Origin of the sequence: Cryobacterium frigoriphilum, from assembly GCF_004403305.1 — a bacterium.
Taxonomy (GTDB): Bacteria; Actinomycetota; Actinomycetes; order Actinomycetales; family Microbacteriaceae; genus Cryobacterium; species Cryobacterium frigoriphilum.
In genome coordinates this window covers 25,083-39,406 of record NZ_SOHE01000078.1, presented here as the reverse complement: position 1 = coordinate 39,406, position 14,324 = coordinate 25,083, and the positions used below count along the sequence as shown (strand labels likewise).

The window sequence follows — 14,324 nt, the reverse complement described above, 5'->3', positions numbered from 1 at the left end:
GCATCTTTTCAACCCGAGCCTCTCACCACCCACCGACACCCCACGCGGCGGCCCGTGTCGATGCCCTCCGAGGCCCTCGGATGCCCCTGGGCGCATCCGGAGCCTGTGGCCTGCGTCACGAAATCGGATACGACGACGAAGGCCCACCCGTTTGTTCGGCCTGCCGCAACGCCGATTCTCGTCACGAGCGAGAGCCTCCGGCAGGCGACCAGAGTCCGCCCCGGCTACGCTAGGTAGATCTACCTAGTTAGGAGTGTCATGGCCGTTCTCGAGCCGACTCAGCCAGCGCCGCGGCAACGGCGGGGATCGGCGCGCGAGCGCCTGCTGCAGGCAGCCGCCCGACGCTTCTACGCCAACGGCATTGCGGCGACCGGCATCGACACCATCACCGCAGACGCCGGGGTCGCCAAAATGAGTCTCTATAACAACTTCGACTCCAAGGCCGACCTCGTTGATGCCTACATTCAGGCCCGCCACGACGAGTGGCTGGCGCTCTATGCCGATCGCGCCCGTGCGGCATCCGGTGGCAGGGCCCTCATCGGGGCGGTCTTCGACGCGTACCTGGACCACGCCGAACTCGCCTACGAGAACGGATTTCGCGGCTGCGGCCTTCTGAATGCCGCCGCCGAGCTTCCCGTCGGGCATTCCGGCCGCATGCTGGTGCGAGGTCACAAAGACGAGGTTGAGGGCATCGTGCGCACGCATGTGGCTGACCTCCTCGCAAGCGCAGGCACCACCAATGACGACCGTGTCGACGCCCTCACTCTTCATCTCGCGTTGCTGCTGGAGGGGTCGATGGCCCTGGCCGGCCTCGCGGGGGAGAGCCGTAAGATCCGCGCCGCCAAGATGCTTGCGCTCGAACTCATCGATGCCCTGTGACTCTACCCGTGACCCAGGCGCAGCCTCAGCGCACCGGCGCCCTTTTGGTGCTGGCCGCCGCGGTGCTCTGGGGAACAACGGGCACGGCCGCAACCTTCGCCCCCGACGTCAGCCCGATCGCCATCGGTGCGACCGCCATGGGTTTCGGCGGCCTGTTGCAGGCCGCGATCGCGGTGCGCTCGATCCGACGATCCGGCTACCGCCTGCTTCACGGCTGGAGGATCATCACCCTGGGTGCGCTGGCCGTGACGATCTACCCGCTCGCGTTCTATTCGTCGATGCACCTGGCCGGCGTGGCCGTGGGCACGGTCGTCTCCATCGGCTCGGCACCGATCTTCGCGGCCATCATTGAACGCATTGCCGACCGGCATCGCCTCACCCGCCGCTGGGTCGTCGGCGCCGCTCTCGGCATCCTCGGCGCTGCCCTGCTCTGCGTGGCCGAGTCAGCGGGCGCCGACGCGAGCGGCGCCTCGGGCTCCGAATTGGGCGTTGGCCTCGGCCTCGTCGCGGGCCTCACCTACGCCCTCTACTCGTGGGCCGCGCACCGGGTGATCGCGACCGGAGTGCCGGCCCGTGCGGCAATGGGCGCCATCTTCGGCGCCGCCGGACTCGCGCTCATGCCCGTCGTACTGGCGACCGGCGGGACCCTGCTGAATTCGTGGGGCAACGCATCCGTCGGCATCTATATGGCCTTCGTGCCGATGTTCGCCGGCTACGTGCTCTTCGGCAGGGGCCTGGCCCGGGCGCGCGCGAGCACCGCCGTTGTGCTGACCCTGGTCGAACCCGTGGTCGCGGCGCTGCTGGCCGTCATCATCGTGGGCGAGCAACTGCCGCCCCTGGCCTGGGCCGGAGTGGCTCTCATCGTCAGCAGCCTGATCGCGCTTACCGTGCGCTGGCCAGCGGATGCCCCTCCTCAGCTGCCAGCTTTCGGCGCCGACCCCGCGATCACGGGGCGCGAGTGAACCTTTCCCCACGGGCGGGTGAACTCCAGCGCTTCTCGGGCACGTCGCAACGCTTAAATGCGTAGGTTGCACAGTGGGCTTCCCCTTGGCCCCAGCTCCCACCACAGAACGGACGACTTTGTCACGCCCCCCAGCAGTCCCACGCCGACGCCGCGCCACGCGCGCGCTCACCCTCACTCTCGCTCTCGGAACCGCACTCTCGATCGGGTGTGTGCCCATGGCATCCGCTGCCGGAGAAGAACCTGCGCTCACGTCGCCCGCCCTGGCCTCGACGAACCTCACACCGATGGTCGTCGGCGGCAAGACGGTTCCGCCGCAGCCGCGCGCCGGATTCCGCGTTCTGCCGTACCTGCAGAAGCCCGCAGCGACCGAGATGACCATCAACTGGTTCACCGAACTCGGTACCGACGCCGAGATCACGGTGACCGGACCTGGCCTGCCAGCCGCGGGCGCATCCGCCACGATCGAGGGCGTGCAGAACCCGGTGAACGCCTACCAGGAGGCAGAGCTCAGTCTGGGGGACTTCGACAACGGGCGTGGCCTGGTCGTACCGCAGGGCGAATGGATCCGCGCCGACGAGCCGTTCAAGTACACCCACACCGTCACCGGTCTCACCGCGGGCGCCGACTACACGTACCGCGTCGTCGTCGACGGATACGCCCACGACGCCGGGTTCTCGGCGTCACCGTCGTTCGGTGAGGGTTTCACGGAGCCGCTGCACATCATCGCGTACTCCGACAGCGAGACAGACCCCAAGGGCCGCGTCACGCAGCGGGAGTGGGAGCAGACAGCCGGCCTCGCCGCCGGTTCGGAGCCGCGCCCGCAGCAGGGTTCTGCGTGGGACACGACCTTCGGTGGCGGCGTGCGTAACGGCACCTACGCCGTCAACTACATGCTCACCGAAGACCAGGCGATGAAGCTCAACAACGAGATCATCGCCGAGCAGGAGCCCGACCTGTTGCTGCTCGCCGGTGACCTCGTGGAGCGCGGCTCGAGCCAGAGCCACTGGGACGAGTTCTTTCGCTACTTCGCTGGCGACAACGGCCATCTGCTCGACTCGGTGCCCCTGATCACGTCGCTTGGCAACCACGAAGTGTACGGCTACGGCACCGCAGATGACCGCTCGCTGGTCGTGCGCTCACGCATGGAATACAACCAATACTTCGACACCTTCGGCAGCAGCAACCCGCACGCCCTGGACGCGTATCACCGGGTCGACTACGGCCCGGTCACCGTCATCTCAGTCGACTCGACCAACGGGTCACCCGACTCGACCGAGGCGACGACGTCGGCCGCCGAAGGCTCCGTCGGCGATGACTCGACGCTCACGCCCGAGCAGTACGGCACCGATACCCAGGGCGTGTTCACGCTCGAGGAGTACGAGCGCGACTTCCACGTCGCGATCGATGAAGGTTGGATCGGCGCGGACGCCGAGCCCGACCAGCCGTCGTTCCACCCGGGCAGCGAGCAGTACGTCTGGTTCGAAGAGCAGCTGAAGGACGCCAGCTCGAAGGGGCAATCGATCGTCGTGCAGTGGCACCACGTGGCCTATTCGAACGGCGTGCACGGCACCACCATGGGCAACGATTTCTCCGACACCCAGCCCGGCACCCCCATGCGCGTGCTCACTCCGCTGCTCGAGCAGTACGGCGTCTCGACGGTGATCAGCGGTCACGACGAGATGTTCGAGGCCTCCTATGTCGATGAGGCCGGCGACGGCACCGGCATCTGGCACTGGGACGTTGGAGTCGCCTCCGACGGCCTGCGCGGCGAGAAGATGGTGCAGCTACCCGACGGGAGCTACGAGCCGTACCGGTTCAACACGGCCTCCGACTGGATGGCGCACCTCGACGAGCCCGAGCTGTGGGCCACCGGGGCTGACGGCGTGCAGCAGCTCGTCTCCGGCGGCAAGCACTACGGCCACCTCGATATCTGGATCGAGCCGTACACCGGCGCCGCGCTGAGTAGCGGCGTCACCCCGGCGGCCACGATGACGATGACACCGGTGGCCGTCTTCCCGACGCTCGACGCGAACTACGAGCTGTTGAGCGTCGAACGGCGCGAGATGGTCTCGGGCCAGCGTGTCACGTACCTCGACGCGCAGGGCGCGGTGATGGATGCGAACGCCGCGGCCGTGCCGGCGCCGACGCCGACACCGACACCCACTGCGTCAGCTGAGCCGACCACGTCGCCCGAGCCCACGACCCCGGCGGTTGACGGGTCGGCTGCGTCCGATTCGACGACGGATGCTGCGACATCCGCTTCTTCCACGGACTCCCTCGCCGACACCGGCACCCCTGTGAACGTCGTCGGCATGCTCGGACTCGCGCTCGTCGCGATGGCGGCAGGTGGCGGCCTGTTCCTCTGGCGCCGCCGCGCCAACGCCTAGCGCGAACACCGCCCCGACTGCTGCGCTCGCCCGAAACACCGGCTTTCGTCACAAGCGGCGCAAATGGCCCCATGAGCTCGCCTCGTGTCAAGGGGCCATTTGCGCCCACTCGCGGCACTCCCGCGACGCTCGCTGGTTGAGCCGCGAGCTTGCGAGCGGTCGAAACCCCGCAAGTCGACCCTCGAACCTAGCTCCGCTGGTTGAGCCGCGAGCTTGCGAGCGGTCGAAATCCCGCAAGCCGACCCTCGAACTCAGTCACAGAGCTTGGTGCCACCGGACCGAGAAACGATCCCTCGACGTGGAGCCCCGCCAGCTGTCTTGGGACCTGTGTCGGTTCGCTGACCCCCGAGTCACAAGGTATCCGGGCCGGGCACGTTCAACGCGACGGATGCCCGCACCAGACGCGCCGGAAAGTCGCCGGCCGAGCCCCTGGCCGCAACCCGAACACTCTGGCCCAGTTAGACGGGTTTCCCGCGCCGCCGAAATGTGGCCTTGTCCGCCGCACGCGGCTGCGTGCCGCGCCTGAATTGCTCACACCAAATCCCGTCTCTCTAACACGTTTGTTCGGATAGAGATGGCGCCCCGAGTCAGCCGATCGCTACAGCGCGCGATACCCGCTGGTTGAGCCGCGAGCTTGCGAGCGGTCGAAACCCCGCAAGACGACCTGCAGAACTCAGCCGCACGATCGAGCTTGAAACTTTCGCTCGGTCCTGAATCATCGCACTGACAACGACGAATCCTTTCGGGCCGATCGCCCGTCGGTGCCGGGCAAGCGCGGTGTGCCGGTTTCGAGGAGCACTCAGATGTCGAGCTCGACCTCGTGGCCGTTGACGGTGACCAGAATGCGAGGGTTCTCGGCGCCGGCCGCGGTGAGGTAGCTCCGCAAAGTCGAGAGCAGCATGTCGTCGCGTCTCTCGATTTGGGACACGTGTCCCTGGGTTGTGTGCAGTTCACGCGCGAGCTCGACCTGGGTGAGCTTGCCGGCCGCGCGCACCATTGCCAGGCTCATGGCGTGGATGCGATCCAGTTCGGCTGCCTCCGACTCGAATTCCTCGATCTCTTTGACCGGGACGGTGGCCAGCATCTGTTCGAGCCGCTCGTTACCGCGCATCTCTCTTCCTCCAAATCTTCACGCCAGCGTTCGATAATCTGATCTGCCCGCGAGCCAACCGAGTCGTAGAACACGTCGCCCATCGCGGCTCTCTCGCCCGTGAACAGGGCCACGATGACGTCCCCAGCTGGTGGGAACCAAACGATCAAACGAAGCGCGATGTCCTCGCGATACGGATGTGACACGCGCCACAGCTCGTGTGTGCGAGACTGCCGCACGCGCTTGATCATCGCGCTGTCCCAAATCGGGGCCGCCTCCAAATCGCGAAGTTGTTTAAGCATGATGGCCAGCAAACGATAGATTCTTTGGCCGCGGTCGCTCCGGTCGGACTCGAACTGGTCGAGCTGGCGGTCGAACTCACGCGACCAGTCGATGTTCACACAAGTGACACTAGTTCAGAATGATATCAGTTTCAACGGTTTACCTCATCCAGATCGACAAGCGGCCAAGCCTGCACTGGCGCAAGGACGGTGGTCTTGGATGAATTCCACGCCCGGGACTTTCAGGACGCACAGGATCCCGAGTGGCACCAGAGCCGGAGCCTGACGCATATCGGCCTTCCTGAAAGGAAAGGCCGGCTCACCCCAGGAGCAGGCCGGATCGATTACCAATTCAACGACGATGAAAGTTGCCTGGTGCAAGGCTCGCGCCCTCGAATACGGGAACACCCCCGCGTGCGCGGGGAAGAGAGTGGCAGTTCGGACAGGCGCACAACCAGCACGGGAACACCCCCGCGTGCGCGGGGAAGAGACTGCGGTCTGCCCCCACTGGGGGTGCCAGTAGTGGAACACCCCCGCGTGCGCGGGGAAGAGATTACGCGTGGAATACTCGGATAACTATTCCGGGGAACACCCCCGCGTGCGCGGGGAAGAGTTCGCAGGCCTATCCCGACTGCTGGACACTGGCGGAACACCCCCTCGTGCGCGGGGAAGAGCGTGGAGAGAATGCCGTGAACAGTCGATGCCATGGGAACACCCCCGCGTGCGCGGGGAAGAGCCCGACATATCGAAGAATGGGCGGTCTGCCGCGGGAACACCCCCGCGTGCGCGGGGAAGAGTGCGATGCGGGAGGCGCGGAAACCTCCATCAGGGGAACACCCCCGCGTGCGCGGGGAACGCGGGGAAGAGGGACGACAGATGCCGAGTACAGCGCCATGGGAACACCCCCGCGTGCGCGGGGAAGGGATGCGCGCGTCGGTAGCTACGGCAACCGGCTCGGGAACACCCCCGCGTGCGCGGGGAAGGGCTCCGCGGCAAAGAGGGCCGCGATTTTGTCGCGGGAACACCCCCGCGTGCGCGGGGAAGAGCGAGGGTGAGGGTTGCGGTGCCGCCGAGGCGGGGGAACACCCCCGCGTGCGCGGGGAAGAGCGACCAGGTTCGCCGAGGTGCGATCACAACGAGGGAACACCCCCGCGTGCGCGGGGAAGAGACGTTGCCGGTGACGGACGATCCTGTCGGGGGGAACACCCCCGCGTGCGCGGGGAAGAGGTGAATTTCGCCACCGGCGAGGCGAAGATCAGGGGAACACCCCCGCGTGCGCGGGGAAGAGGGGTTGGAGCCGATAGCCACGAGCGGAAGACCGGGAACACCCCCGCGTGCGCGGGGAAGAGCCGACACCGTCTGGCGTGGCGAGGTGCCGCGAGGGAACACCCCCGCGTGCGCGGGGAAGAGCCCATTCTGAACTACACCACGACGATCGCAGTGGGAACACCCCCGCGTGCGCGGGGAAGAGCCGATCTACGCCAACGACGCCTCCGTGAACCTGTGGAACACCCCCGCGTGCGCGGGGAAGAGCAACGCCTCGGTCGCGACTTTCTACACCACGAGGGAACACCCCCGCGTGCGCGGGGAAGAGTCGGAGGTGAGGGTGAAAGCCCAGACGAGCTTGGGAACACCCCCGCGTGCGCGGGGAAGAGCGATCAGATCGTCAACAACAACCTCGGCCGCCGGGAACACCCCCGCGTGCGCGGGGAAGAGCCGCAGCGCCCGTCGTGGTTCCTGCGAAGCACAGGAACACCCCCGCGTGCGCGGGGAAGAGTTTGTGTGGTGATGCACATTGCTTATACGAGGGGGAACACCCCCGCGTGCGCGGGGAAGAGCCCCCTTGGGGTCAGTTCATATGTGGACTCTCGGGAACACCCCCGCGTGCGTGGGGAAGAGGCATCCGCTACATCGGTAGCCGAGGTTGCCGCGGGAACACCCCCGCGTGCGCGGGGAAGAGGGAATCTTCGGCGGTTTCGATAGTCCACTCGAGGGAACACCCCCGCGTGCGCGGGGAAGAGGCGGACGGGATGAGGGGCGCCCTCGCTGCAGCGGGAACACCCCCGCGTGCGCGGGGAAGAGTCATGCCCAACTCATCCCCGATGGCTTGCCACGGGAACACCCCCGCGTGCGCGGGGAAGAGTACACCTTCAGCGCTATGTACCAGCAGCGTCCGGGAACACCCCCGCGTGCGCGGGGGAGAGGACGCCGAGGTTGAAGAGGCCTACGCGGCCCAGGGAACACCCCCGCGTGCGCGGGGAAGAGGGCGAGCCACGGGATCGTCTTGACCAGTTCGAGGGAACACCCCCGCGTGCGCGGGGAAGAGTCGCCGAGGTCGGCGCCGACCGCCTCGAGCACGGGAACACCCCCGCGTGCGCGGGGAAGAGGCGGCGACCTGCGTGATAATCACGGCCTGACCGGGAACACCCCCGCGTGCGCGGGGAAGAGCTCGGGCAGGACCTCGTCCCAGATGTAGCCCTGGGAACACCCCCGCGTGCGCGGGGAAGAGCGCTGGAGCTGGAGGGCCTGTTCGTCGGTCATGGGAACACCCCCGCGTGCGCGGGGAAGAGACGAACGCCTCGCAGTAGTTGTGCCAGTCGCCGGGAACACCCCCGCGTGCGCGGGGAAGAGCGGTGGGTTCGTTCACCAACGATCAGGTCGATGGGAACACCCCCGCGTGCGCGAACGATCAGGTCGATGGGAACACCCCCGCGTGCGCGGGGAAGAGCACACCGACGGCACCGGCGCACCGCTGACCTCGGGAACACCCCCGCGTGCGCGGGGAAGAGGACCCACTGCGCCGGATGCAACCGCCGCGTTCGGGAACACCCCCGCGTGCGCGGGGAAGAGCGGCAATAACCTCGGCGTACAGGTCCTCGAAAGGGAACACCCCCGCGTGCGCGGGGAAGAGCTTCTGCTGATCCGCTCGCAACTCATCAAGCGTGGAACACCCCCGCGTGCGCGGGGAAGAGCCACCGACTACGCCCCGCCGATCGGCGTGGACGGGAACACCCCCGCGTGCGCGGGGAAGAGGAATCCTGCCTTGCCAGCGGTTGCAGGTTCAAGGGAACACCCCCGCGTGCGCGGGGAAGAGGCCACTGAGCTACTCGCCAATGTGCCGAATGGGGGAACACCCCCGCGTGCGCGGGGAAGAGAGCCGCTCTACTGCCCACTGTGGAATTGTCAAGGGAACACCCCCGCGTGCGCGGGGAAGAGAGTCAGTGCAGTGCAGCTTGCCCTTGCCGTCCGGGAACACCCCCGCGTGCGCGGGGAAGAGCGGTGATGAGGACGAAGCCGCAGACGGCCGAGGGGAACACCCCCGCGTGCGCGGGGAAGAGACCGTGTGGTCTAGGAATCCCAGACCATGAGTGGGAACACCCCCGCGTGCGCGGGGAAGAGGAGAGAATCTGTGCCTGTTCGAGGAAACTGCCGGGAACACCCCCGCGTGCGCGGGGAAGAGACGGCGCGCTCTTCAGCGCGGATGTAGGTCAGGGGAACACCCCCGCGTGCGCGGGGAAGAGCGGCACTGGTCGCTTCTAGGTACTGGCTCCAAGGGAACACCCCCGCGTGCGCGGGGAAGAGCCACCCGGCTCCCGCCCCTCGTGGAGCTTTTCGGGAACACCCCCGCGTGCGCGGGGAAGAGCGGTTTTTTTACGAGATTCCTACTCGAACGGCGGGAACACCCCCGCGTGCGCGGGGAAGAGTTCGTCCCGATGCGGCCGCTCGATCTGGACGCGGGAACACCCCCGCGTGCGCGGGGAAGAGCACCATCCCGTGGGTGGCTTCGAGCAGGTCGGGGGAACACCCCCGCGTGCGCGGGGAAGAGTCCTTGGCCGGCACGACGGGGCCAGTCGGCTCGGGAACACCCCCGCGTGCGCGGGGAAGAGTCCTTGGCCGGCACGACGGGGCCAGTCGGCTCGGGAACACCCCCGCGTGCGCGGGGAAGAGTCGGCGGACTAGGAGACGAGGCGCTTGGCCCAGGGAACACCCCCGCGTGCGCGGGGAAGAGCTCAGCGGGGCGCCGGGCTGCGGATGCCGAGAGGGAACACCCCCGCGTGCGCGGGGAAGAGAGGGCTTCCTGGTGACGATGATCGCTGTCGGGGGGAACACCCCCGCGTGCGCGGGGAAGAGTCAGCGCAGCAGCTAAGGGCAAGCACATCATCGGGAACACCCCCGCGTGCGCGGGGAAGAGAAAAACGTATGGAAGGTTGCCGCCGGTCCAGAGGGAACACCCCCGCGTGCGCGGGGAAGAGCCCAGTACTCGTAGGACAGGCCCGCGAGCGAGTGGAACACCCCCGCGTGCGCGGGGAAGAGGGGCAGCGGCTGCGGCAACGCGCACCATTCCGGGGAACACCCCCGCGTGCGCGGGGAAGAGACCACTGCCGCACTGGGTACCGTGCCGGGAGCGGGAACACCCCCGCGTGCGCGGGGAAGAGAACGTAGTGGTCTGGTTCAACGTCGATGACGGGGGAACACCCCCGCGTGCGCGGGGAAGAGCCCGTTACATCCGACATGCCGACGATTTCATGGGGAACACCCCCGCGTGCGCGGGGAAGAGCATCGTCGGGGCAAATCACCATCACCTGGACCGGGAACACCCCCGCGTGCGCGGGGAAGAGTACTCGTCTCCTTCGACATCCATTGCCTTACGGGGAACACCCCCGCGTGCGCGGGGAAGAGACAGCGAAGAAGAACTCACTCAAAATCGCCCCGGGAACACCCCCGCGTGCGCGGGGAAGAGCGCCGTGACCGGTCTCAGTCATTGTCGATCAGGGGAACACCCCCGCGTGCGCGGGGAAGAGGAGGAGGCCGACGGCGGCAAGCTCGGCGGCTCGGGAACACCCCCGCGTGCGCGGGGAAGAGAACTCGATCTGCACCGTCGCCCTCGCCTTCCAGGGAACACCCCCGCGTGCGCGGGGAAGAGCCTGGCCGATCCGACTAGCGCGCCGAGTATCCGGGAACACCCCCGCGTGCGCGGGGAAGAGTGATCCGGTGCGCGTAGACGGCCGGGACGAAGGGGAACACCCCCGCGTGCGCGGGGAAGAGTCCATGAGGTTCGGGCGGTTCAAGACGTCCATGGGAACACCCCCGCGTGCGCGGGGAAGAGTCCTCACGCTTCAGATAACCAACATGCTCTTCGGGAACACCCCCGCGTGCGCGGGGAAGAGAGCAGGTCGGCCCACTTGACGTCGAACCCCGCGGGAACACCCCCGCGTGCGCGGGGAAGAGGTCAGGGTGAGCCTGACAAGGGATAGACCCCTGGGAACACCCCCGCGTGCGCGGGGAAGAGTGGATCCGGCGAGCCTGATCATCGCCGCCAACGGGAACACCCCCGCGTGCGCGGGGAAGAGTGGATCCGGCGAGCCTGATCATCGCCGCCAACGGGAACACCCCCGCGTGCGCGGGGAAGAGAACGGCCAGAGACGAGTAACGGTCATGACCGAGGGAACACCCCCGCGTGCGCGGGGAAGAGACCGCGAGGGCGGCATCCTTTCCACCGACGAAGGGAACACCCCCGCGTGCGCGGGGAAGAGATGATCTGCTCGGTGATGGAGCGGATCTTCGGGGGAACACCCCCGCGTGCGCGGGGAAGAGTCTCAAATGACCATCACTGGTGTTACACACTCGGGAACACCCCCGCGTGCGCGGGGAAGAGTAGCCCATGGCCACCGCACCATCACCGAATTCGGGAACACCCCCGCGTGCGCGGGGAAGAGATCATCTGCAACTTGAATGCGATCGCTCCGGCGGGAACACCCCCGCGTGCGCGGGGAAGAGTTCTGCGCGTAGGGGGTGAGCTGCCCGCCGTCGGGAACACCCCCGCGTGCGCGGGGAAGAGATCACGCTGAGATCCTTGTGCACGTGCATCTCGGGAACACCCCCGCGTGCGCGGGGAAGAGATTCCGCTGGGCCGCTACCCGATCCAACGTGCGGGAACACCCCCGCGTGCGCGGGGAAGAGCGCCGAGCACCACCCGGACTGTGGCGACTGCGGGAACACCCCCGCGTGCGCGGGGAAGAGTTCTGCGCGTAGGGGGTGAGCTGCCCGCCGTCGGGAACACCCCCGCGTGCGCGGGGAAGAGATCACGCTGAGATCCTTGTGCACGTGCATCTCGGGAACACCCCCGCGTGCGCGGGGAAGAGATTCCGCTGGGCCGCTACCCGATCCAACGTGCGGGAACACCCCCGCGTGCGCGGGGAAGAGAAGTCCTTCACGAACAAGCCAGCCGGTACATGGGGAACACCCCCGCGTGCGCGGGGAAGAGGTGAAGAAATCCACCATCGAAGCCGACGATCTGGGAACACCCCCGCGTGCGCGGGGAAGAGCGCCGAGCACCACCCGGACTGTGGCGACTGCGGGAACACCCCCGCGTGCGCGGGGAAGAGAGGATGACCAGAGACGAAACGGAACCACTCGAGGGAACACCCCCGCGTGCGCGGGGAAGAGAAAGGCCCCGAGCGTTTAGCTCGGGGCCCTTTGGGAACACCCCCGCGTGCGCGGGGAAGAGCACCGGCCAGCGGGATTGCCGCGAGTGCCGTCGGGAACACCCCCGCGTGCGCGGGGAAGAGTCGAGCGGGGCCGAACCTGAATCAGCGACCCCGGGAACACCCCCGCGTGCGCGGGGAAGAGGACAGCACACCGGAAACGCTCGTGCTCATCACGGGAACACCCCCGCGTGCGCGGGGAAGAGCCTTGGGCACGCCGATCAGGAATGCCCCGCCGGGGAACACCCCCGCGTGCGCGGGGAAGAGCTCGCTCCGGTACGGCGCAGTCGAATCGGTGACGGAACACCCCCGCGTGCGCGGGGAAGAGCTCGGCTTCGTTGCAAGGATGCGCGACTCACCGGGAACACCCCCGCGTGCGCGGGGAAGAGCAGTTGAGCTTGGCGACGAGCTGCCCGACGGTGGGAACACCCCCGCGTGCGCGGGGAAGAGAGGTCGAGGCTGATGCCCAGCTTCTCGGCCGCGGGAACACCCCCGCGTGCGCGGGGAAGAGGTGGATTCCTCGCCACTAGGTAGTTCAGAGCCGGGAACACCCCCGCGTGCGCGGGGAAGAGAGACAACGCCACACGCCTCGCAGTGAACCGCCGGGAACACCCCCGCGTGCGCGGGGAAGAGCTTCGTTACGGTTCACGCCCTCGCGGGCACCAGGGAACACCCCCGCGTGCGCGGGGAAGAGTAGCTCACCGCGACGCCGAAAGGAATCTCGAAGGGAACACCCCCGCGTGCGCGGGGAAGAGCCGAAGTCGGCCTCACCGATGAAGCCGTTCTCGGGAACACCCCCGCGTGCGCGGGGAAGAGCGCCGTTAGAGATCTTCGTTTCGAAGTCGGTCGGGAACACCCCCGCGTGCGCGGGGAAGAGGCCGGATCCACGGTCGCCGTGACCGTGCGGCTGGGAACACCCCCGCGTGCGCGGGGAAGAGAACGACTTCATCAATCAGGTGCAGGTCCGCTCGGGAACACCCCCGCGTGCGCGGGGAAGAGATGTCAATGGTGAGGTCGGGCTGCACGTGCGCGGGAACACCCCCGCGTGCGCGGGGAAGAGACTCGTAATTCTTTATAACAAGGGGCGCGGTCGGGAACACCCCCGCGTGCGCGGGGAAGAGTGGCGCGCTGATCGGGATGATGTGCCTCATGGGGGAACACCCCCGCGTGCGCGGGGAAGAGCGGCCGAGCTCGGCGAACTCCGTCAGCCAGATGGGAACACCCCCGCGTGCGCGGGGAAGAGTCAGGCCGTAATCCTCGAGAACCTGCTCGATCGGGAACACCCCCGCGTGCGCGGGGAAGAGGTTGGCTTTGGATGCGCCTTCGATGGCGTCGCGGGAACACCCCCGCGTGCGCGGGGAAGAGCATTCGGAGACTCCGATCGGGAGGATCAAGACGGGAACACCCCCGCGTGCGCGGGGAAGAGTCTCGCAGCGACTCGGCGACCAGGGATTGCAGGGGAACACCCCCGCGTGCGCGGGGAAGAGTGCGGATAGAACCGGAAAATGGATCGCCGGCGGGGAACACCCCCGCGTGCGCGGGGAAGAGGCCGGTGTGCAGGAGGCCATCAACACCTACTCGGGAACACCCCCGCGTGCGCGGGGAAGAGGCCGAGCCGGACATCTTCGCCGGAGACGCGGTGGGAACACCCCCGCGTGCGCGGGGAAGAGTTCTCTCTCTCGGATTGAGGGACGGCCCGAAGTGGAACACCCCCGCGTGCGCGGGGAAGAGGACATCATTGGCATTCGCAACCCTGACGCCGTGGGAACACCCCCGCGTGCGCGGGGAAGAGAACAGGCTGCGTCGATGTGGTATCGCTTCAACGGGAACACCCCCGCGTGCGCGGGGAAGAGGTCGGGTCGCCGTAGACATTACCGCTCTGCTGGGGAACACCCCCGCGTGCGCGGGGAAGAGATTTTCTTCGGGGCGGGCGAGAAGCGCATCGAGGGAACACCCCCGCGTGCGCGGGGAAGAGTGGGCCTGCAGTGCTTCGCGCTGCTCGGAAAGGGGAACACCCCCGCGTGCGCGGGGAAGAGAGCTCCTGCTCCTGCTCGAGCTGCCGGCGGTCGGGAACACCCCCGCGTGCGCGGGGAAGAGTTTCCCGGACGAGAGCGCCAGCAAATCGCCAAGGGAACACCCCCGCGTGCGCGGGGAAGAGTTGACCATAGACACGCCGAAGTCCAGCGCCCCGGGAACACCCCCGCGTGCGCGGGGAAGAGTGACCGTCGCGGCGGTATC

4 protein-coding genes and 1 CRISPR repeat array (1 of these 5 only partly in view) are annotated in these 14,324 nt (G+C 67.8%); of the genes, 3 read left to right on the top strand and 1 reads right to left on the bottom strand.

Features of this window, described 5'->3' with window-relative positions; translation table 11 throughout:
• The first annotated feature begins 258 nt into the window (after nt 1-258).
• From E3T55_RS17685 to E3T55_RS17675, 3 genes are all read left to right on the top strand, one after another.
• Complete coding sequence (locus E3T55_RS17685) at nt 259-879, top strand: TetR/AcrR family transcriptional regulator (protein ID WP_134520862.1); 621 nt, start codon at nt 259-261, stop codon at nt 877-879.
• Between the two features lie 8 nt (nt 880-887).
• A complete protein-coding gene (locus E3T55_RS17680) occupies nt 888-1,841 on the top strand; it encodes a DMT family transporter (protein WP_241993131.1) in 954 nt (317 codons plus the stop codon).
• Between the two features lie 217 nt (nt 1,842-2,058).
• On the top strand, nt 2,059-4,230 hold the full coding sequence (locus tag E3T55_RS17675; RefSeq protein ID WP_134520861.1) for a metallophosphoesterase family protein: 2,172 nt from the start codon (nt 2,059-2,061) through the stop codon (nt 4,228-4,230).
• Between the two features lie 799 nt (nt 4,231-5,029).
• Here the strand turns inward: E3T55_RS17675 and E3T55_RS17670 are convergent.
• Nucleotides 5,030-5,341 (bottom strand): helix-turn-helix domain-containing protein, encoded by a 312-nt coding sequence (locus E3T55_RS17670; RefSeq protein ID WP_241993130.1) that lies wholly within the window; start codon nt 5,339-5,341, stop codon nt 5,030-5,032.
• A gap of 660 nt (nt 5,342-6,001) precedes the next feature.
• Nucleotides 6,002-14,324: direct repeats of the CRISPR family, unit length 29 nt; unit sequence GGGAACACCCCCGCGTGCGCGGGGAAGAG (it continues 837 nt past the right edge of the window).